The organism is Cobetia sp. BMC6, from assembly GCF_029991385.1.
Classification (GTDB): domain Bacteria; phylum Pseudomonadota; class Gammaproteobacteria; order Pseudomonadales; family Halomonadaceae; genus Cobetia.
The window spans coordinates 44,874-63,797 of sequence record NZ_JAKUMF010000012.1 but is presented as its reverse complement, the minus strand read 5'-3'; the positions used below and the strand labels follow the sequence as shown (position 1 = coordinate 63,797).

The window sequence follows — 18,924 nt, the reverse complement described above, 5'->3', positions numbered from 1 at the left end:
CTCTCTCCTTGTCGTCATCCTGGTGAGTTGCCATGAAAATCGTCGCTGTCATTGAGCGCCAGACCCGCTGGGCCGGGTATCTGGGGGCAGTCTTGATACTGCCGCTGGTGCTTGCGTTGGTCTATGAAGTCTTCAGTCGTTATGTGCTGGGAAAGCCCACCTTATGGGCGTTTGAAGTCAGCTACATGGTGATGGGCGCCATCTTCATGCTTGGCATGGCAAATGCCCTGCGTGTCGGCCAGCACGTTAGTGTGGATGTGTTGAGCCAGAATTTTGCACCGCGTCTCAGGGCTGGAGTTCATCTGGCCTGTTATGCGGTGTTGCTGCCGGTACTGATGTGGCTTGTCTGGGAGCTGTCGCTCTATGCGCTCGAGGCGTTCTCCAGCAATGAGCGCTCCGGACGTTCTGCCTGGAATCCGGTGATCTGGCCGGTCTTCGGCGTGTGGTGGCTGGGCTTCGTCTATCTGACGCTGCAGGTGATCGCGGAGATGTTGAAGCTCTGGAGCACACTGCTGGGCCATGATCATGGCGCGGAGGTGTCCTCATGAGCGACTTCATTGCCCTCATCATGTTCCCTGCGCTCATCGCTCTGATCGTGCTCGGTTTCCCGATCGCGTTCTCGATGATCGTTGTCGCTACCGTCTTTGGTGTTGCCCAGTTCGGGGATGCCGCGGCCTATCAACTGCTGACCAAGATCGAGGACACGGCGTCCAATTCCATTCTGGCTGCCGTGCCCTTGTTCATCTTCATGGGCGCGATGCTCGAGAATTCCGGCATTGCCGAGCGACTGTTCGGGGCCATCCATCTGTGGACACGTCGGATGCCCGGCGGGCTGGGCGTCGGTGCGGTCATCATGGGCACCATCTTCGCCGCCGCCAGTGGTGTCGTCGGGGCCACCGAGGCGGTGATCGGCATGCTGGCCGTGCCGGTCATGCTCAAGCATCACTACGACAAGTCGCTGATCTCCGGCACCATCTGTGCCAGTGGCTCATTGGGCACGGCGATTCCGCCTTCCATTACCGTGGTCATTCTCGGGCCTGTAGCCGGGGTCTCTGTCGGATCACTGTTCAGTGGTCTGCTGATCCCGGGGCTGTTGATGGCGCTGCTGTTCCTCCTCTATATCGTCGTGGTCTGTGCGCTGAAGCCAGCACTTGCGCCGCGACTCAAGGAAGATGAGCAGCATCCGGGGTGGGGCAAGCTGCTCACCATTACCCTGAGTGCGCTGCTGCCGACCATGAGTCTGATCCTGGTGGTGCTGGGCACGATTCTGATGGGCATCGCCACGCCGACGGAAGCGGCGGCCTGTGGGGCGCTCGGCTCCGTATTGCTGGCACTGGGGTATCGCAATCTCACGCTGTCCATCCTGTGGAACGCGGCGGTACGCACACTCAACATCACCGCGATGATTCTGCTGATCGTGCTGGGCGGCAACATGTTCGCGGGCGTCTTCTTCGCCTCCGGCGGGATGGCCACCGTACAGTCGTTGCTGCTGGATACCGGCTTGAGCCCGTGGCTGATTCTTGGCGCCATCCTCCTGATCGCCTTCCTGGCCGGTTTCGTGCTCGACATGATCTCGGTGGTCCTGATCGTCATCCCCGTGGCGATGCCGGTCATCGGCCTGCTCGGGTTCGATGAGATCTGGTTCTGCGTGGCCTTCCTGATCGTGATGCAGACGAGTTATCTGACACCGCCGTTGGCGCCCTCCATCTTCTATCTGCGTGCCATCACGCCTCCTGAAGTGACGCTGAAGCACATGTACAAGGGGGTGATGCCCTTCATCTTCCTGCAGCTGGTGGTGTTGGCGCTGATCCTGGCCTTCCCGGGACTGGCGCTGTGGTTGCCTGATGCCATCAGCGGACCGTCATGGAAATGATGGACACCTTATTGGAAAGGAATGAGTTCGTATGAGTGATGCAACACAGGAAGAGACAGGAATGGACGTCAATCTCGATCGGGCAGCGCTCAAGACGCTATGTCACGAGGTGCTGAGCCACCATGGGTTCAGTGAGCCACATGTCGATGCCATGAGTGACGCGCTGGTAGCGGCTGAAATGGACGGCTGTCGTTCCCATGGGCTCTATCGCCTGATGGGGTTCGTCGCGACACTGAACAATGGCGGTGTGGTGCCGGACGCCGTGCCGGTCGTCGAGGATACGGCACCCTCCATCGTCAAGGTGGATGCCAAGGGGGGCTTCTCGTCGCTGGCCTTCCAGCAGGGCGTGCCTGAGCTGCTCGACAAGGCGCGTGCCAATGGCATTGCCATTCTGGCCATCAATCATTGCGTGCATGGCACGGCATTGTGGGTAGAGATCGAGCGGCTGACGCGTGAAGGACTGGTCGCTATCGCCTGCAATCCGACTCAGTCGTACATGGCGCCGTATGGTGGCAGTCAGCCTCTGCTGGGGACCAATCCCCTCGCCTTTGGCTGGCCGCGTGAGGACGGAAACCCGTACGTATTCGACTTCGCCACCAGTGCCATCGCGCGCGGCGATATCGAGCTGCATCGTCGCCAGGGGGACAAGATTCCGCTCGGCTGGGGTGTCGATCGAGAGGGCGAGCCGTCACAGGACCCGACGGAAGTGCTGGACCATGGCGCGATGCTGCCCTTCGGTGATCACAAGGGCTCTGCGCTGGCGATCATGATCGAGTTGATCGCAGGGCCGCTGATCGGCGACATGCTGAGTATCGAATCCAGCGAACACGATCAGGGCAAGGGGAGCCTGCCGTATCATGGGGAGTTGATCATCGCGATAGATCCCGCGCGCCTCACGGGCGGCAGCACCCAGCAGCACATGCTGCGCTCTGAAAGGCTGTTCGAACTCGTGAAGCAGCAGGGCGCAAGGCTCTCCTCCGAGCGTCGCTTCAAGGCTCGCCAGAAGCATCAAGAAGAGGGCGTCACGCTTTCGAGAGCCTTGTATGACGATATCCTCAAGCTGGCCTCATGAACCTCCGTGTAGACCGAGCAGCAGAGTGATCGCTGAGAGCACACCGCGGAAAGTCACAATTGCATGAAGAAGAACGGCCGCCTCCTGGGCGGCCGTTCTTGTATGAAGGTCTCTATCGTCGGGCTTGTCATCGGCGTTGTCTTCGGTGCTGCCAACCTCACGCCTGCCGATACTGAGCGCCCATCCAGTTCTGCCTGATTATGCGCACCACTGGTTGAGCCTGCTTTTCAGCAAATGCGCAGATGCTGATAGCGTAAGACGTATTGAGGGTGGCTGACGCCACCTGAAGGTCACGCAGGGGAGAGGCACATGACGCTTGAGATGACATCGCGGTTTCGTGGTTGCCTGTTGGGCGGTGCGGTGGGTGACGCCCTGGGGGCGGCGGTGGAATTCCTGTCGCACGAGGAGATCCAGGCGCGCTTCGGCAGTGATGGAATAGCCGACTATGCACCGGCCTATGGTGGGCTGGGGCGGATTACCGATGATACGCAGATGACGCTGTTTACTGCCGAGGGCCTGCTGCGCAGTCATGTGCGTGGCTGCTTGAGAGGCATCACGACGCAAAGTGGTCTGGTCAGCAGCGCCTACGAGCGCTGGCTTTACACCCAAGGCGAACGCTCGCGGCAGGAGACCGAGCAGGAATGGTTGGACAGTGGCTGGCTGATCAAGCAGCGCGAGCTCCATTCGCGGCGCGCCCCGGGCATGACATGCCTGTCAGCGCTCAAGCAGATGCGTGCCTACGGTGACAAGGCGCAAAACGACAGCAAGGGCTGTGGTGGGGTGATGCGTGTGGCACCTGTCGGCTTGTTCGCGCATGCGATGGGAGCCTCCCATGAGATGTGCTTCGAACTCGGAGAAGAGGTCTGTGCGCTGACCCATGGGCACGTGACCGGCCAGCTGACCGGCGGCGTGCTGGCGGTGATGATCCAGTGTCTGGTGGCGGGGGATTCGATGGCACAGGCACTCGCGCATGCTCTGCGTATTCTCGAGCGCAAGCCGAGCTGTGATGACACTCTGCAGGCCCTGGAGCAAGCCCGCGCGCTGGCCGAGTCCGAAACGTCGGCGCCGGCCGCAGTGGTATTGCTGGGGCTGGGGTGGATCGCGGAAGAAGCCTTGGCAATCGCTGTCTACTGCGCGCTCACTGCCCGGGATTACCGCTCTGCGATTCAGCTCGCGGTCAATCACGATGGGGATTCGGATTCCACCGGGGCCATCACGGGCAATCTGCTCGGGGCGCAATGGGGCGAGGAGGCGATACCGAGTGACTGGCTGGCGCCCCTTGAACTGCGTGACGTCATCGGCGAGATCGCCAAAGACCTGCACGACTGCCCCCGCTGGGAGCTCTACACCGATGGTGGGGGTAAGGATGAAAAGTGGGCCTGGGAGAAATACCCGGGCTATTGAGGCGCGGTGCAGCAGCATGAAAAAACGCGGAGCCATCTTCCAATGGCTCCGCGTTTTCGTGTCTGGACAACAATTTTCATCGCCCGTCGCGATGCAAGGGGAGCGCAGAGGCGCAGGGAGTGCTTGAAACAGGTGACTTGAGAGGGCGTCCACGGGCTTCGTAAGCGGTTGATAATACTATGCTTATTACCAAAGTCGTAGATGAGCGTCTGTCCAGCGGGTCAGGTGAGTGACGCATTGGTTCGTGATTGGAATCAATGCTGTTCCAGTGGAGGGATATCTCGCGTGGCGGGTTTCGTCCACAATGCGCTCATTCCACATTGCACGAAACGGCAGTCTGGATTCGGTCGATGGCTGGCGCCTGTCAAGACGTCTTCCACTTTTTTGAAGATGGCATGCATCCAACCCGTTGGCGCAAGCGTAAGACTCTACAAGCACAACGGTGAGGGTTTCAGCAGGGTAGAAAGACATACTGCTGACGAATGCCTTCCTCATGATCGCGACCAAAGTTGAAGTGTCAGGCAGCGGTACCGGAGCAGACCTGAGTGACTGATCGACATTCGATCACTGGCGACATGCACCTTCATGGTTGTACAGAAGTGATGCAAAAAGCTTGCAAGGGTTTTGCGTGGTGAGGGACTTAACCACTTACGGGTACCGAGGCAATGACAAGGCATCGCAATCTGGTTCTTTGATGGAAACAGTGAGCTGCCAGCGACATGGCTAGTGTGATAGCGCAATAATCATTAGTCTGTTAACAAGTTAGGCGGGTGCAGCCGAGACTGCACACGACATCACAAGGGCAACATCGCCCAGGACAAGCAAAGGAAAATCATCATGAAAACTCTGAACCTCAAGACTCTGATCGCCGCCGCCGCTCTCGCTACCGTGAGCACTGCCTCCTTCGCAGCGGATGACAGCCCGGCCGCACAGCGTGTTCAGCAGTCCGTCAGCCAGGACGTCGTCGTCGGCACTGCCCAGCAGGCACCGACTGCCCAGGCCACTTTCGCCGATACCGGCATGAGCGTTGCCGCAGGTCGTGTCGAGACTGCCCTCAATCAGTCCGCCATCGAAGGCAAGGGTGTTGCCACCGTCAGCCGCGAGCAGGCCTTCGACAACGACGCCGGCAAGAGTGTCGCTGCTACCCGCGTTCAGCACGCCCTGAGCGACAGCAACGTCTGAGCCATTCAGTCGTCTTGCCCGGGCACTCACGCCCACTGACCACTTTGTTTATCGAGGAGATTCATCATGAAAACCATCAAGACTCTGATCGCCGCCGCCGCTCTCGCTACCGTCAGCACCGCCACCTTCGCCGCGGACGACAGCCCGGCCGCCCAGCGTGTCCAGCAGTCCATCAGCCAAGACGTCGTCGTCGGCACCGCTCAGTCAGCCGCTACCCAGCAAGCCAGCTTCGCGGAAACCGGCATGAGCGTCGCGGCAGGTCGCATTCAGCAGTCCATCAGTGCCGATCGCATCCATGGTCAGTCGCACACCGTGGCCACTGCCAGCCAGGCATTCGATAACGATGCCGGCAAGAGTGTCGCAGCGACTCGCGTCCAGCACGCCCTGAATGACAGCAACGTCTGAACCATCGTCAAGCCTGACCTGGATTGCCGGGTCTGATCATCGCTTTGCTTTTTATCGAGGAGATACACCATGAACACTCTCAAGACTCTGATCGCCGCTGCCGCACTCGCCACCGTCAGCACTGCATCCTTCGCCGCCGACGATAGCCCGGCTGCCAAGCGCGTCCAGCACAACGTCAGTGATAGCGTCATCCATGGCTCTGCCCAGCAAGCTCCGACCGCCCAGGCGACCTTCGCGGAAACCGGCATGAGCACCGCTGCTGGCCGTTTCCAGGTGGCATCCGGTGACGACGAGATCCGTGGCCATGATCGCTCCATCCATCTGCAGGAATTCGATGTCGCCAATGATTCCGGCGATAGCGTTGCCGGCACCCGTGTTCGTCACACCGTGAGCGACGTCAACGTCTGAGACGCCCGACGTCTGCGTCAGGCGCTTGCAGGCCAGGTGTCTGCACTGACATGACCTTTTTCGACAGGAGAACCCCCATGCAATCCCTCAAGTCTCTATTTGCCATTGCCGCATTGTCCGTTGCCGCCACTGGCGTGGCCTCTGCCAATGACAGCGAAGCCGATGCCCGCGTCCGTGCCACCCTCAGTGATCGCGTGATCATGGGCCAGGCACAGCCGGTGACTCAGCAAGCCGCGCTGCATCACGATGACGCCGTGGAAACCGGCATGAGTGTCGCTGCTAGCCGCGTCCAGAAGTCCATCAGCAACGCCGGCGTCCAGGGCACCACCCGTGCACTGGCGAGCGATTCGGCTGATTACGTCAATGATGCTGGCAAGAGTGTCTCTGCTACACGCGTCGAGCATGCCTTGAACGAAAGCGCATGATCTCTCGTCGGCGGATGAACATCCTCCGACTCTGCAAGACAGCCAAGGATGCCGATATGCCATCGACTTGCCCCTGTCAGTTGCTGAATGGACCCACTGACCATCGTGTCGCGTCATGATGGTCAGTGTCCCAGAGAAGAATACGTGAGAGAGAAGAACGCTTGAGCAAGTGTTTTGGCTGAGTGGAAGCCAGTGTGGAAGTGCGCACTCGTCGTCAACTGCAGAGCCCTTGCTCAAACGCTTTCCTGTCCTGAATGTCCTGTCCCGACATTCCCTGCCCGCCATTGGTGGGCTTTTTTCGTTGCATGAAGGTAATCAGCAGCGGAGATCGGCAGCAGGGAGAGGCAGCCGGGACAGGCGGGCCGGACAGAATGGTGGGACAGAAAGCCGGGTCATGCCGCGACCAGCTTGGCCTCCATCAGGGTTTGCACATAGGGCGGCAGGTCCCCTGTGGCGAGGCTTGCGACATCTCCCAGATGCTCGGTGCGGCCATTGCGCAGCACCAGTACGCGGTCCGCGAAATGACTGACCAGCCCCAGGTCATGGGTGACGAAGACCAGGCTCAGGCCGCGCTCACGCTTGAGGCGTTGCAGCAGGCGAATGATGGCCGCCTGTACCGAGACATCCAGCGCCGAGGTGATCTCGTCACACAGCAGGATGTCGGGCTCGGCGGCCAGCGCGCGGGCGATGGCGACGCGCTGCTGCTCGCCCCCTGACAGCTGACTGGGCAGACGGTCGAGATAAAGCGCGGGCAGGCGCACCTCTTCCAGCAGCGACTGGGCACGCTGGCGGGCGCCATCGCCCTTGAGATCGAACCAGCGAGACAGCACCGGCGCGAGGGATTCGAACACGGTCAGACGAGGATTCAGCGCCGTGCTGGCATGCTGGAAGATGTACTGGATCTTCTGACGCTGCACCGGACGCCGCTCGGCGACCAATCCCGCCAAGGACTCCTGACGCAGACTGAGCTGTCCGGAGACGGGGGAGAGCAGGCCGGCCAGCGCCTTGAGGATCGAGGTCTTGCCGCTGCCGGATTCGCCGATCAAGGCCAGCGTCTCGCCTTGCTGGAGCGAGAATGCCACATCGCTGACGGTGAGCGCCGGCGTTTCACCGCGCAGGCGCGCCAGCCAGCCGGGCATGCGATAGCACAGGTTCAGCGACTCCACGGCCAGCAGCGGCGCGATGTCCAGTGACGTGGCTGACTGCGAGTCGTTCTTTACGCGATCGGCCCGCTCATCGGTTGCTGCGTTACTTTCCGCACTTTTCGCACTTTCTCCGCTCTCCGCATGCGCTCTGCCCACTGATTCATGACCCTCCAGCGCATGATGGCAGGCGTAGCGACCTTGCCAGCTCGGCACGCTGTCACGGCACGTCTCACTGGCGCGCGGACAGCGCGGTGCGAAGGCACAGCCCTTGATGGCGCTTCCCACCAGGGGCGGAGTGCCTTCCAGCGCGGCGTCAGGTCGATAGCACTGACTGCCCGGAGTCGCGGCCAGCAGCGCGTGACCATAGGGGTGGCGCGGGCCGTTGAGGAAGTCGCGAGTCGCGGCGACCTCCACCAGCTGACCGGCGTACATCACCGCGACGCGGTCACACAGGTGAGATACCGCGCCCAAATCATGACTGACGAAGACGATGCTCATGCCCAGCTCAGCGCGCAGCGAGGCCAACAGCGCCAGAATCTCATTCTGGGTGCTGGCATCCAGGCCGGTGGTCGGCTCATCCATCACTAGCACTCGTGGGCGTTGCGCCAGGGCCAGCGCCAGACTGGCGCGTTGCTGCTGTCCGCCGGAAAGCTGGTGCGGATAGCGCTGCATCAGCACTTCGGGGTGAGGGAGGTGGACGCGTCGCAGCCATGCCACGGCCTGCTGTTCACGTTCCGCCTTGCCTTTCACGCCCTGTGACAGCAGCGTCTCGCACAGCAGGCTGCCGAGCGTGAGATGGGGCGTCATGGCCTTTTCGGCATGCTGGGACACCAGCCCGAGCCTGAGTTCGCCCAGCCAGCGCCCCGGTTGATGATGAAAGCTCAGCTGGCGGTGCTCGTCGTGAAGAGGGTCATGACTTGTAGAGGCAGTGGCAGAGGTAGAGGCAGTGGCAGAAGTGGAGGCAGTGGCGGGCGCAGGTAAGGCGACACTCACCTCGCCGGTGCGCACCAGGCTGCCCCGACGCAACAGGCCCAGCATGGCCGTGGCCAAGGTGCTCTTGCCGCTGCCGGACTCGCCCACCAGACCCAGAATCTCGCCCTGGCCCAGGCTCAGGTCGATACCGCGCAGCACGGGTCGCCAGGTCTGCTGGCGATCATGAAAGCCGATGTTGAGATCGCGAACGCGGATCACGGCGTTGTCCGTCATGGCGTCACCTTTGGAATTCGAAGTCATTCGGGGCGCCCCGCACGGTCGATGCCCAGTGTCTTGGCCAGGGTGTCGGCGACCAGATTGATGGCGATGATCAGGCTGGATAGCGCCACGATCGGCGGCAGCACGGCCCAGGGCGCAAACGACATGAAGCCGCGGCCATCGGCGACCATCAGCCCCCAGTCCGGAGTCGGCGGGGAGACGCCGAAGCCGAGAAACGACAGCGAGCTGAAGGCCAGCAATGCCCAGGACCAGCGCATCGCCAACTCGACGAGGATGGTGTCGAGCACATTGGGTTTGATCTCGCGCCACAGCAGGCGCATCAGGCTGTCGCCGCGCAGTCGTGCGGCCTGTATATAGTCAAGGCACAGCACTTCGCGGCACGCAGTGACCATCACGCGCACCACCGCCACGCCATAGAAGATGCCCAGAGTCAGGATGAAGACCAGCGGGCCGGGGCCCATCACGCCGATGACCAGCAAGAGGAACAGTAGCCAGGGAATCGACAGCAGGGCGTCCACCAGACGCATGGCGATGTTCTCGACCCGCCCGCCGATGATGGCCAACAGCATGCCGCAGGCGCTGCCCCATACCACGGCCAGCACGGCGGCCGGCAGCGAGGTGTAGATGGCCTCGCGGCCCCCGGCCAGGGTGCGGCTGAGGACATCGCGGCCGAGCTGGTCGGTGCCCAGCCAATGTTCGGCACTGGGGGGCAGCAGTGAAGCGAGACTGTCACCCGCAGAGATGTCATGGGGCGCCAGCCAGCGGCCAGCGACGGCCAGCAGAAGATGCAGGCCGATCAGCACCAGGCCCAGGCGGCCCTGGCGATTGGCCCACAGCAGCGCCAGGGTGTGTTGACCCGGCAGGCTGGCCAGGGCCAGTCGCGGGCCGCGTGCGGTCGTCGAGGAAGAAGCGTTCATGAGTGACTCAGGCTGTCTTGAGTTTGGGATTGAGCACGATGACCAGCATGTCGGCGACCAGATTGCACAGCACATAGGTGACGGAGAGCACCAGTGCGCAGGCCTGCACCACCGGCATGTCGCGGTCATTGATGGCCGAGATCATCAGGCGCCCCAGCCCCGGATAGTTGAAGACCTGTTCGACGATCACCACGCCGCCCAGCAGCCAGGCGATGGTCATGGCGGCCAGACTGATGGTCGGCAGCAGGGCGGCCGGTGCCAGATGACGGATCACCAGTCGCCAGCGCGGCAGCTGGCGGATACGCGCCATGTTCATGAAGTCACTGTCCATCACGCTGATGGTGTTGGAGCGGGTCATGCGCATCATGTGTGCCATGGCCACCAGCGCCAGCGTGATGGCGGGCAGCCAGACACCGGGCAGCAGGTTCCACAGGCTCTCGTTGGCACCGGCCACGGTGATGGCAGGGAACCACGGCAGCCAGATGGCGAAGGCCAGGGTCAGCAGGGTGGCGCTGATGAATTCCGGCACCGTCATGGCGATCAGCACCAGGCTGGAGAGGCTGGAGTCGATCCAGCTGTCGCGCTTGAGCGCCGCGATCAGCCCCAGCAGGATGGCCAGCGGAATGGCCATCACGGTCGCGATGCCGCCCAGCAGCAAGGTGTTGGCCAGACGCGGCATCAAGGTATCGCTGACCGGTGCACGACTGGTCAGCGAGGTGCCGAAATCACCACTCAGCAACTGCCCCCACCAGCTGACGAAGCGCGTCGTCACCGGCGTGTCCAAGCCAAGCTCGGCGCGACACTGGGCGAGATTGATCGGTGTCATGCTGCGTCCCAGATAGTTGACGCAGAAGTCGCCGGGCAGCATCTCGATCACCCAGAACACCACGCAGGCCACGAAGACCAGCGTGAAGCCGCCATACAGGCAGCGCTGCAACAGCATTGCCCACATCTCAGTTCACCTCTTGAAGATCACGTGCCCGCTGTGGCGTCGAAGCCTCACAGAGGGGCGGCAGGCCCAGCACCTGACGCAGGCGCGGGTGGAGGGCCAGTGACTCGAGTTCAAGGCGCTCGCCCGCAGTGATTGACGGGCCATGCAGAATGGCGAAGCGCTGATCCGACGTGGCGCCGGGGCCGAAACCGTGTGTGGAGACATAGCCGGGCGCCGCCACCAGCTCTGCGTGATGGGCATGCTTGCAGGCGGGTTCGAAGCTCATGCCAGGCGGTGCCTGATAGAGTTGGATATGCTTCACGCCCGGGGGCAGGAAGTCGGCCGCCGCAAGCGGCGTGACGCCGAACTCGGCCAGGCGCGCGGCCTGCTCGCGTTGGCGTTCGTCATCATCACAGGCCACCAGCAACAGGCCACCATCACATTGCAGCGCGACATCCGGTAGAAGGCGGTCTGCCACCAGCGCCCGCTGGACCGGGGCATGGCCATGATCACTGAAGACACACAGGTGATAGGCCTCGCGCTTGTTGATGGCCTCAAGGCCGGCCAGCAGGCTGCCAAGCTGGGCATCGACCATCATCAGGGCCCCATCGACCAGGGCGTCATCATTGCCATGCACATGCAGGCAGTAATCGGGAGTGTTGAGTTCGAGCAGCACCAGCTCTGGCGTTTCGTGCTCGATCAGCGACAGTGCCTCGTTGAGCAGTTGCTGGTCATTGCTCATCGCGCGCATCAGGGCGTCATTGCGGGCATCCCAGTGATTCAGACGCGGCGCGGTCATGCCCTTGGCGCGCAGGTCGCCTTCCTCCCACCAGGGCGACAGATACCAGTCGCAGCTCTCGGGGCGGGCCAGCCCGAAGCCGAGGCTGGCCACCCGCAGTCCTGCCGCGCGCGCGGCCTCGAGCAGGGTCTCGCCACGCAGGTCCTCGACCGTTGCAGGGCGAAAATGCCCTGCAGTGGCGCTGGCGTCTGAGGCGTGACTGTTGCTATCCGTTTCAGTCCCTGTATCAGACGCAAACTCCGTCTTCGTCTCAGCACCGGGGCAATGGATGCCGTTGGAATAGATACCGTTGGAATAGATGCCGTGCACCTGAGCCGGTTGCCCGGTCAGGACGCCCGCTCGCGCGGGCATCGAATTGGCATTGGTATCGGCACCCAGGCGCTCGATCAGCAGGCCGTCTCTGGCAAGGGCATCGAGATGCGGCAGGCGCGCCCGCGTCTCGGCGAAGCGCTGACTGCTGATGCCGTCCATCAGAATCAGGATCAGGCCAGGGCGGGACATCAGCTCTCTCCCTGCTTGTCGACCTGGTGCCAGCGAATCGCGAAGTGTTCGACTGCCGGGATATGCACCTCACGCTTCATGACGCGGTTGTTGTTGAGGTGGAAGGGAATCAGCGTCGCGCCGGTCTCGGTCAGCAGCGCCTGGGCCTGGTGATAGAGCTCGGTGCGAGCTTCGTCATCCAGGGTGGCGCGCGCCTTGGCGAGCAGGGCATCGAATTCGGGGTTCTTGTAGGCCGACTCGTTCCAGTTGGCCTCGCTCTGGAAGATCTCGTTGAGCACCTGATCGGTCGGGCGCTGGCCCCAGGCCGTGGTGAAGGCCGGCTTCTTCATCCAGGCGGTGTTCCAGTAATCCGCCGCGGGCACGTTGTGCACGTTGACGGTGATGCCGGCCTCGGCTGCCTGACGCTGGTAGAGCTCCGTCATCGGGCGGAAGTAGTTGTCGACGCCGCTGGTGTAGACGTCGATCTCCAGCCCATCGGCATACCCCGCGTCGCTCAGCAGGCTGCGAGCGGTGTCGAGGTCCTGCGGGCATTGCTGCGCCAGCTTGTATTGATCGCCATTCCAGACCGGATTGTCACAGGTAATGGTGGCGCCGCCCTTGCCGAACAGCAGGTTGACCATCTCTTCACGGTCGGCCACCAGACGCAGCGCACGGCGCACGCGCACATCCTGGAAGACCTCGTCGTCGGCGCGGAACACCATGCCACGCCAGTCGCCGGTGGCGATGGAGTCGTAGTGGTAGGCCGGATTGCTGGAGAACAGGCGCAGCTGCTGGGCGTTGACGCCATTCCAGCCCGACCAGTCAATCTGGCCGGCCAGCAATGCCTGGGTGCGGGCGTTGTCATCGGGAATGCCGATCAGGTCCATGCCATCCAGCTTCGGTGCGCCTTCCCAGTAGTCAGCGAAGGCTTCGAAGGTGGTGGTACCCTGCGGATCGAATTCGACCAGCTTGAAGGGGCCGGTGCCGATGCCCTGCAGTGAAGTGTCGTCATCAAAGCCGACCGGCACGATCTTGGCGCGGTAATCCATCAGCAGAATCGGCAGGTCAGCATGGGACTGGCTGAGGCGGAACACGATCTGGCCGGCCTCATTGACGCTGACGTCCTCGATGACTGACAGCGCGGCACGTGCCGGGGCATCGCGCTCGGGGTCGAGCAGACGCGTGAAGCTGTAGATGACGTCATCCGCGCTCAGCGCCTTGCCATTGTGAAAGCTGACTCCGTCACGCAGCGTGAAGGTCCACTCATCGGCAGCGGGGTTGGCCTGCCACTCGGAGGCCAGATCCGACACCGGCTCGCCCTTGCTGCCCTGACGGACCAGGCGGCTGTAGATCAGCTGGTTGGCCGAGTAGAAGCGCGTCGGGGAGATGGGGTCCAGCGACTCCTTGCCACTGAACTCGACCCAATGCGGGGTGCGCAGTGTCTCGGCATGGGCCAGCTGGGGGACGGCCAGTTGGGCGAAGGCGGCAAGGCCGATGGCGGCGATCAAGGGCTTCTTCATGTCAGGCTCCAGGCAAGGGCAACGGTCAGGGACGGTAGTCAGGGACAGTGGTCAGATACGGTCATCAGTGACAGCAAGCAGGTTCCGCAAAACCGGGTCAGGCCGACAGGCAGGCCGTTGGTTGGCTCGTGGCGCAGCCCGCCGGGACGGTCGAACTGCGGCAACGCTGTCGTCTTGAGGCGTCATCTTTGGCGCAGATGATGACGTTTCCGTGACAGATGCCAGCCGTTGGCCGCAACAAAAACTGCGACTGTGCCTTAGAAATTCTGAGGCTCGCGTCTTCCTGCCCGTGCTAGCGGGGCTGGGAGGGCATCTCGCTGGTGACAGGATTGGCCTGAGAGGTGTGCATGGTGCTGCGCAACCAGGCACAGAAATCGTTGACCGCCGGGGCATGGCGGCGCTCCGGAGACACCAGCAGGTACTGGCTGCTGGTGCTGGGCATGCGCAAGGCGTGCGCCAGTTGCAGGCGTCCGTTCTTGATCAGGTCCATCACGAAGGACTGGCGGACGAGCAGGAAGCCATGTCCCTCGAGTGCCGCGGCAATCGCCAGACTGGCATTGCCGAACTTGAGGCCGGCCGGCGGGATGTGGCCGCGAAACTTCTGCAGTCGGAACCAGTCCAGCCAGCTTTCGCGGTAGCCGATGCACTCGATTCGTGGCGCGCGGGCCAGCTCGTCGAGTGGACTCGCGGGTGAGGCATTGGGGGCGAGGGAGTGATGCAGGAAGGTGGGGCTGGCCACGACGACCCACTGCTCATCGGCCAGTTTCTCGTACTCGCGCCCGCACCAGCCGCCGTAGCCATTGATGATCTCGATATCGACATCGGGCTGCTCGTCCGGGAGTACCTGGTTGTGCGGCAGCACCGTGACCTGGATGTTCGGATGCAGGCGCTGGAAGTCCTTGAGCCTGGGGATCAGCCAGTATTCGACGAAGCTGTGATTGGAGCGCAGCGTCAGGCTCTGTTGCTCATCGTGCTGGAAGAGGGTGGCGGTGCCGCGCTTGAGGGTCTCGAACACGCCACTGACCAGCGGCAGATAGGCATGCGCCTCGTCGGTCAGCTCGATGCGATTGCCGCGGCGCACGAACAGGCTGACCGCGAGGAAGTCTTCCAGCTGCTTGACGCGCTGACTGACGGCGCCCTGGGTAATGCACAGTTCGGCGGCGGCGCGGGTCAGGCTGCCGAGGCGTGCGGTGGCCTCGAAGGCGGTCAGGGCATTGAATGGGGGCAGGCGCTGAGCGAGGCGCTGGGAAGGGTGATAGGCAGGACGCGACATGCAGAACTCCAGCTTGACTGAGCCAGTCGCCGCATCGGCGGCTGGTGCTGAAGCCATGACTGCAGATCCTGCCGCGGCACGCGGCCGGGCGCTCATTCTTGCAGCCGTGCATGACGATGACGTGACAGTGTGCGCGTATAAAAACTAAGGCTCGCCGCCAGAAAGTCTCGCTATGGTCACGGGTCTGCGTTCACTAGCATGGCGGGCATTCACTGGCGGATCGCTCGTTTGACATGAGCGCCAGCCACACCCGTTCGTCATGCCGTGCCTTGCGGCTTGTGATCGCACTCGACAGACAGGAAGACTCTGCATGCCTCGCCTCGCGTTTGACGCCGAACAGCTTCACCTGACTCTGGATGATGGCCAGACCCTTGCCCAGCATGTGCTGTGGCTGCAAGACCATGACCCCGCCCGTCGCCATGCCAATGGCCAGCGTCTGGACAGTGTGCTCGACCTCGACTGGGACGCCGCCATCAGCGAGGCGGCGCTTGAGGAGGGCGACGTCCTGCGAGTGACACTGAGCAATGCACGCGAGATTCGCTACGGCGTCGATGAGCTGGCCGCCTTGAGTACCGGCTTTCCCGATGAGCGCAGCAGTGCGCACAAGACGCTGTGGCAGGGCAGCGAGTTCTCGGTCGCCCGGGTCGAGTGGGCCGATGTCATCGCCGGGGGAGAGGCGCGGCGCGAGGCACTGGCCTGGGTCCGTGACACCGGGGTGGTGTGCCTGCGTGGCGTGCCTGTCGAGCCGGGCAAGGTGCTCGAGGTGATCGCGCAGTTCGGGTATGTGCGCGAAACCAATTACGGCAAGCTGTTCGATGTCCGCACCGAGGTTTCGCCGAGCAATCTCGCCTTCAGCAATCTCGGACTCGGGGCGCATACCGACAACCCCTATCGTGACCCGGCGCCAAGCATCCAGCTGCTGCATTGCCTGAGCAACGAGGTGGAAGGCGGCCAGACCCTGCTGGTGGATGGCTTCGCCGCCGCCGAGCGCCTGCGCGAACTGGCGCCCGAGAGTTTCGCGCTGCTGACGCGCACGCGGGTGCCGTTCCGCTTTCATGACGCGGACCATGCCGATCTCAGAAGCTGGGTGCCGTTCATCGAGACCGACCACAAGGGCAACATCCGCCAGGTGCGTTACAACAACCGCTCCATCGCCTCGCTGCCGCTGCCGCTTGAGGCGCAACGCGCCTTCTATCGTGCCTATCACGACTGGGCGCGCGTGATCGGTCAGCCGGAGCAGGCCACGCGCCTGCGCCTTGCCCCGGGGGACTGCCTGCTGTTCGACAACAGTCGCGTGATGCATGCCCGTACCGCCTTCGTGGCCGGTGGCAATCGTCATCTGCAGGGCGCCTACGCCGATCTCGACAGCCTGTATTCCACCCTCAATCTGCTGGAGAACGCCCGATGATCACGCAGCCTGCCAACGCCGAGGGCATCGTCGGCTTGATCGAGGACATCTTCGCCCTGCACGGTGCGGACTCCTATCTGGGCGAGGAGGTGACCATGGCCGAGCACATGCTGCAGGCGGCGCATCTGGCCGAGCAGCAGGGGGAATCCGAGTCGGTGATTCTGGCCGCCTTGCTACATGACGTGGGGCATTACGCCAATGGGCTGCCGCCGGAGGTCTTGATGAACGGCCAGGACAATCGTCATCAGGTCAGCGGTGCCGACTGGCTGGCGCGCTTCTTCCCGGCCGAGATCGTCGAGCCGGTACGCCAGCACGTGGCGGCCAAGCGTTATCTGGTCGCGGTGGAGCCGAGCTATCGCGCCTGTCTGTCACAGGCCTCGCTGGATAGCCTGGCCCTGCAGGGCGGGGCGATGGAGCCGCACGAGGCCGCGGCCTTTGCCCAGCTGCCCCAGCTTGCGGCCATTCTCAAGGTGCGGCGCCTGGATGATGCCGCCAAGGTGGCCGGCATGCAGACGCCGGACTTCGCTCACTACAAGCCGATGCTTCAGCGCTGGGTGCTGGCGGTGGGATGACAGGCTTTCCGGCATCTCAGTCCTGTTGGACATCCCAATAGGGCGGGCTGCCGAAGTATTCCGAGAAGTAGTCCAGGAAGGCGCGCACCTTGGGGGCCAGCTGGCGGTTGCTGGGATAGACCGCACAGATGCCCGTCTCGCTGATCAAGGGCGTCTCGGGTAGCACCTCTACCTCGAGGCCGGTCAGAAGGTGCTGGTTCACGGTGGTGCGGGTGGCGTGGGTCACATCGCCATCCAGCTGGCTCGTCACTTCGGTGCCGAAGTGGCCTCTACCGTCGGTCGTGATGAGCATGAGGCGCTGGTCGAAGGGCTGGGTGCCAGTGCCATCAATTACCGCAATGAGCAGGTCGCCGACTATGTGGCCAAGCACACCGACGGCAAGGGCTTCGACATCGTGCTCGACTCCGTCGGTGGCGCCAACCTGCCGACCTCCTTCGAGGCTGCGGCACTCAACGGCCATGTCTCGACGACCGTGTCCTTCATGGAAATCGACCTGACCACCGCGCACTTCAAGGGCCTGTCACTGCATGTCGTCTTCATGCTGATCCCGATGTTGCATGACTTCCGTCGTCAGCAGCACCACGAGATTCTGGCCGACATGGCGCGTATCGCCGATGCCGGCGCGCTCAAGCCGATCATCGACGACAAGGTCTTCCCGCTTGCGGAAGTGGGCCAGGCGCATGCCCGTCTGGGGAGCGGCCAGGCCACCGGCAAGGTCATCGTCGAGGTCTGATTCCGTGACCGAAAGCCACATTGGCAGGATCATCCTGACACCTCGCTGGCACAGATGAACGACAGGGTGTGGCCATACGGCACACCCTGTCGTTCGCGTCTCAAGCGCCGTGTGACATTTCAAGGAGAGAGCGCATGAAAACCATTCTTATCACCGGTTCTACCGATGGCATCGGCCTGGTCACGGCCAAGGCTCTGCTGGAGCGCGGCCATCGCGTGCTGATCCACGGACGTAGCGAGCAGAAGGTCAATGGCGTCGTCGCTGAACTCGTGGCGCAGGCCGGGGCTGAGCGTGTCGCCGGTTTCGTGGCCGACCTGTCCGACTTGGCCGCCATCGATTCGCTGGCAAGCGACGTGCTGGCAGCCAACGCCAATCTGGATGTGCTGATCAACAATGCCGGCGTCTTCCAGGCGCCCAGCGTCGTGACGGCTGATGGTCTCGACCTGCGCTTCGTGGTCAATACCCTTGCCCCCTATCTGCTCACCCTAGAAACTGGCACCGGCACTGCGCCCGGCCGGGCGGGTCGTCAATCTGTCCTCGGCGGCTCAATCCTACGTGGACCTGAAGGCGCTGACCGGTGAGGTCGCGTTCAACGACCACTATGCAGCCTATGCCCAGAGCAAGCTCGCGATCACCATGTGGACTCGCACGCTTGCCCAGGACTGGGAAGGCCAGGGGCCGATCCTGATCGCGGTCAACCCGGGCTCTCTGCTGGCCAGCAAGATGGTCAAGGAAGGCTTCGGCGTACCGGGCAAGGATCTGGGCATCGGTGCCGATATCCTGGTACGTGCGGCACTGGATGAGGAGTTCGCCGGCGCCAATGGTCAGTACTTCGACAACGACGCCCAGCATTTCGCACCGCCCCACGCTGACGCACTCGATGATGCGCTGTGCCGTGAAGTGGTCGCGACGATGGATAAGACGCTCGGCTCTCTGGCTGGCTGAAACGCGCCGAGATTCGCTGTAAGGCTATAGTCGACGCCCCGCTCATACTGATCTCTCAGCGTGGGCGGGGCGTCGTGTCTGGAGGTCTGTGAAGATACCCTTTCGATAAATCCATCGATAGCGGTGACAGTTCTCAAGCAACGATCTACCTGATGAAGCAATGATGCCCCGCTCGATGTTTCGAGCGGGGCATCATGTGTGGGGAGTGAGAGTCTGATTG

The 18,924-nt window shown here is 62.8% G+C and carries 20 protein-coding genes; 13 read left to right on the top strand and 7 right to left on the bottom strand.

The features are described 5' to 3' along the window. Positions 1–32: 32 nt before the first annotated feature. The 8 genes from MKZ40_RS15810 (at position 33) to MKZ40_RS15775 (ending at position 6,769) form a co-directional block, all read left to right on the top strand. Positions 33–548 (top strand): TRAP transporter small permease subunit, encoded by a 516-nt coding sequence (locus MKZ40_RS15810; RefSeq protein WP_043334025.1) that lies wholly within the window; start codon positions 33–35, stop codon positions 546–548. Next, on the top strand, positions 545–1,873 hold the full coding sequence (locus MKZ40_RS15805) for a TRAP transporter large permease subunit (RefSeq protein ID WP_054555879.1): 1,329 nt from the start codon (positions 545–547) through the stop codon (positions 1,871–1,873). Before MKZ40_RS15810 ends, MKZ40_RS15805 begins: the two co-directional genes overlap by 4 nt. 31 nt (positions 1,874–1,904) lie before the next feature. Continuing rightward, entirely contained in the window at positions 1,905–2,945 is a 1,041-nt protein-coding gene (locus MKZ40_RS15800) for an Ldh family oxidoreductase (protein ID WP_199852361.1), read from the top strand. Between the two features lie 309 nt (positions 2,946–3,254). Further along, the gene (locus MKZ40_RS15795) at positions 3,255–4,349 is read left to right on the top strand and encodes an ADP-ribosylglycohydrolase family protein (protein WP_043334023.1); all 1,095 of its coding nucleotides are present in this window, start codon (positions 3,255–3,257) and stop codon (positions 4,347–4,349) included. A gap of 837 nt (positions 4,350–5,186) precedes the next feature. Then, positions 5,187–5,531, top strand: coding sequence for a hypothetical protein (locus MKZ40_RS15790; RefSeq protein ID WP_043334022.1), 345 nt, complete (start codon positions 5,187–5,189; stop codon positions 5,529–5,531). Positions 5,532–5,597: 66 nt separating this feature from the next. Then, positions 5,598–5,936: a hypothetical protein gene (locus MKZ40_RS15785; RefSeq protein ID WP_054555881.1), complete on the top strand. Its 339-nt coding sequence runs from the start codon at positions 5,598–5,600 to the stop codon at positions 5,934–5,936. Positions 5,937–6,005: 69 nt separating this feature from the next. After that, positions 6,006–6,344, top strand: a complete 339-nt coding sequence (locus MKZ40_RS15780; protein ID WP_175090547.1) for a hypothetical protein — start codon at positions 6,006–6,008, stop codon at positions 6,342–6,344. A gap of 77 nt (positions 6,345–6,421) precedes the next feature. Further along, on the top strand, positions 6,422–6,769 hold the full coding sequence (locus MKZ40_RS15775; RefSeq protein WP_175090546.1) for a hypothetical protein: 348 nt from the start codon (positions 6,422–6,424) through the stop codon (positions 6,767–6,769). A gap of 392 nt (positions 6,770–7,161) precedes the next feature. Here MKZ40_RS15775 and MKZ40_RS15770 read toward each other — a convergent pair whose 3' ends face one another. From MKZ40_RS15770 to MKZ40_RS15745, 6 genes are all read right to left on the bottom strand, one after another. After that, positions 7,162–9,120 carry an ABC transporter ATP-binding protein gene (locus MKZ40_RS15770; RefSeq protein WP_175090545.1) on the bottom strand — a complete coding sequence of 653 codons (1,959 nt, stop codon included), beginning with the start codon at positions 9,118–9,120 and terminating at the stop codon, positions 7,162–7,164. A 23-nt stretch (positions 9,121–9,143) separates the two neighbouring features. Beyond that, the gene (locus MKZ40_RS15765) at positions 9,144–10,043 is read right to left on the bottom strand and encodes an ABC transporter permease (RefSeq protein ID WP_043332303.1); all 900 of its coding nucleotides are present in this window, start codon (positions 10,041–10,043) and stop codon (positions 9,144–9,146) included. Between the two features lie 7 nt (positions 10,044–10,050). Then, the gene (locus MKZ40_RS15760) at positions 10,051–10,995 is read right to left on the bottom strand and encodes an ABC transporter permease (protein WP_054555884.1); all 945 of its coding nucleotides are present in this window, start codon (positions 10,993–10,995) and stop codon (positions 10,051–10,053) included. 1 nt (position 10,996) lies between these two features. Then, positions 10,997–12,274: an alkaline phosphatase family protein gene (locus tag MKZ40_RS15755; protein ID WP_175090544.1), complete on the bottom strand. Its 1,278-nt coding sequence runs from the start codon at positions 12,272–12,274 to the stop codon at positions 10,997–10,999. Further along, a complete protein-coding gene (locus MKZ40_RS15750) occupies positions 12,274–13,773 on the bottom strand; it encodes an ABC transporter substrate-binding protein (protein ID WP_175090543.1) in 1,500 nt (499 codons plus the stop codon). The genes MKZ40_RS15755 and MKZ40_RS15750 overlap by 1 nt, the downstream gene beginning before the upstream one ends. Positions 13,774–14,065: 292 nt before the next feature. Beyond that, the gene (locus MKZ40_RS15745; RefSeq protein ID WP_052384372.1) at positions 14,066–15,103 is read right to left on the bottom strand and encodes a LysR substrate-binding domain-containing protein; all 1,038 of its coding nucleotides are present in this window, start codon (positions 15,101–15,103) and stop codon (positions 14,066–14,068) included. A gap of 253 nt (positions 15,104–15,356) precedes the next feature. Between MKZ40_RS15745 and MKZ40_RS15740 the strand changes: the two genes are divergently transcribed. Both MKZ40_RS15740 and MKZ40_RS15735 read left to right on the top strand, forming a co-directional pair. After that, positions 15,357–16,454, top strand: a complete 1,098-nt coding sequence (locus tag MKZ40_RS15740; protein WP_175090541.1) for a TauD/TfdA family dioxygenase — start codon at positions 15,357–15,359, stop codon at positions 16,452–16,454. Beyond that, positions 16,451–17,026 carry an HD domain-containing protein gene (locus MKZ40_RS15735; RefSeq protein ID WP_175090540.1) on the top strand — a complete coding sequence of 192 codons (576 nt, stop codon included), beginning with the start codon at positions 16,451–16,453 and terminating at the stop codon, positions 17,024–17,026. Before MKZ40_RS15740 ends, MKZ40_RS15735 begins: the two co-directional genes overlap by 4 nt. Positions 17,027–17,042: 16 nt before the next feature. On the opposite strand, the gene MKZ40_RS15730 is transcribed toward MKZ40_RS15735, so the two are convergent. After that, positions 17,043–17,252, bottom strand: a complete 210-nt coding sequence (locus tag MKZ40_RS15730; protein ID WP_175090512.1) for a hypothetical protein — start codon at positions 17,250–17,252, stop codon at positions 17,043–17,045. Between MKZ40_RS15730 and MKZ40_RS15725 the strand changes: the two genes are divergently transcribed. The 3 genes from MKZ40_RS15725 (at position 17,244) to MKZ40_RS15715 (ending at position 18,704) form a co-directional block, all read left to right on the top strand. Next, on the top strand, positions 17,244–17,759 hold the full coding sequence (locus MKZ40_RS15725; protein WP_282627966.1) for a zinc-binding dehydrogenase: 516 nt from the start codon (positions 17,244–17,246) through the stop codon (positions 17,757–17,759). The two genes, MKZ40_RS15730 and MKZ40_RS15725, sit on opposite strands and share 9 nt — an antisense overlap. Positions 17,760–17,893: 134 nt before the next feature. Continuing rightward, on the top strand, positions 17,894–18,340 hold the full coding sequence (locus MKZ40_RS15720; RefSeq protein ID WP_254627199.1) for an SDR family NAD(P)-dependent oxidoreductase: 447 nt from the start codon (positions 17,894–17,896) through the stop codon (positions 18,338–18,340). Then, the gene (locus MKZ40_RS15715; RefSeq protein ID WP_254627198.1) at positions 18,315–18,704 is read left to right on the top strand and encodes a hypothetical protein; all 390 of its coding nucleotides are present in this window, start codon (positions 18,315–18,317) and stop codon (positions 18,702–18,704) included. Before MKZ40_RS15720 ends, MKZ40_RS15715 begins: the two co-directional genes overlap by 26 nt. Positions 18,705–18,924: the final 220 nt, after the last annotated feature.

Coding starts and splice junctions, on each gene's coding strand:
- MKZ40_RS15810 (WP_043334025.1), top strand. CDS start 33: ATGAAAATCGTCGCTGTCATTGAGCGCCAGACCCGCTGGGCCGGGTAT.
- MKZ40_RS15805 (WP_054555879.1), top strand. CDS start 545: ATGAGCGACTTCATTGCCCTCATCATGTTCCCTGCGCTCATCGCTCTG.
- MKZ40_RS15800 (WP_199852361.1), top strand. CDS start 1,905: ATGAGTGATGCAACACAGGAAGAGACAGGAATGGACGTCAATCTCGAT.
- MKZ40_RS15795 (WP_043334023.1), top strand. CDS start 3,255: ATGACGCTTGAGATGACATCGCGGTTTCGTGGTTGCCTGTTGGGCGGT.
- MKZ40_RS15790 (WP_043334022.1), top strand. CDS start 5,187: ATGAAAACTCTGAACCTCAAGACTCTGATCGCCGCCGCCGCTCTCGCT.
- MKZ40_RS15785 (WP_054555881.1), top strand. CDS start 5,598: ATGAAAACCATCAAGACTCTGATCGCCGCCGCCGCTCTCGCTACCGTC.
- MKZ40_RS15780 (WP_175090547.1), top strand. CDS start 6,006: ATGAACACTCTCAAGACTCTGATCGCCGCTGCCGCACTCGCCACCGTC.
- MKZ40_RS15775 (WP_175090546.1), top strand. CDS start 6,422: ATGCAATCCCTCAAGTCTCTATTTGCCATTGCCGCATTGTCCGTTGCC.
- MKZ40_RS15770 (WP_175090545.1), bottom strand. CDS start 9,120: ATGACGGACAACGCCGTGATCCGCGTTCGCGATCTCAACATCGGCTTT.
- MKZ40_RS15765 (WP_043332303.1), bottom strand. CDS start 10,043: ATGAACGCTTCTTCCTCGACGACCGCACGCGGCCCGCGACTGGCCCTG.
- MKZ40_RS15760 (WP_054555884.1), bottom strand. CDS start 10,995: ATGTGGGCAATGCTGTTGCAGCGCTGCCTGTATGGCGGCTTCACGCTG.
- MKZ40_RS15755 (WP_175090544.1), bottom strand. CDS start 12,274: ATGTCCCGCCCTGGCCTGATCCTGATTCTGATGGACGGCATCAGCAGT.
- MKZ40_RS15750 (WP_175090543.1), bottom strand. CDS start 13,773: ATGAAGAAGCCCTTGATCGCCGCCATCGGCCTTGCCGCCTTCGCCCAA.
- MKZ40_RS15745 (WP_052384372.1), bottom strand. CDS start 15,103: ATGGCTTCAGCACCAGCCGCCGATGCGGCGACTGGCTCAGTCAAGCTG.
- MKZ40_RS15740 (WP_175090541.1), top strand. CDS start 15,357: ATGCCTCGCCTCGCGTTTGACGCCGAACAGCTTCACCTGACTCTGGAT.
- MKZ40_RS15735 (WP_175090540.1), top strand. CDS start 16,451: ATGATCACGCAGCCTGCCAACGCCGAGGGCATCGTCGGCTTGATCGAG.
- MKZ40_RS15720 (WP_254627199.1), top strand. CDS start 17,894: ATGAAAACCATTCTTATCACCGGTTCTACCGATGGCATCGGCCTGGTC.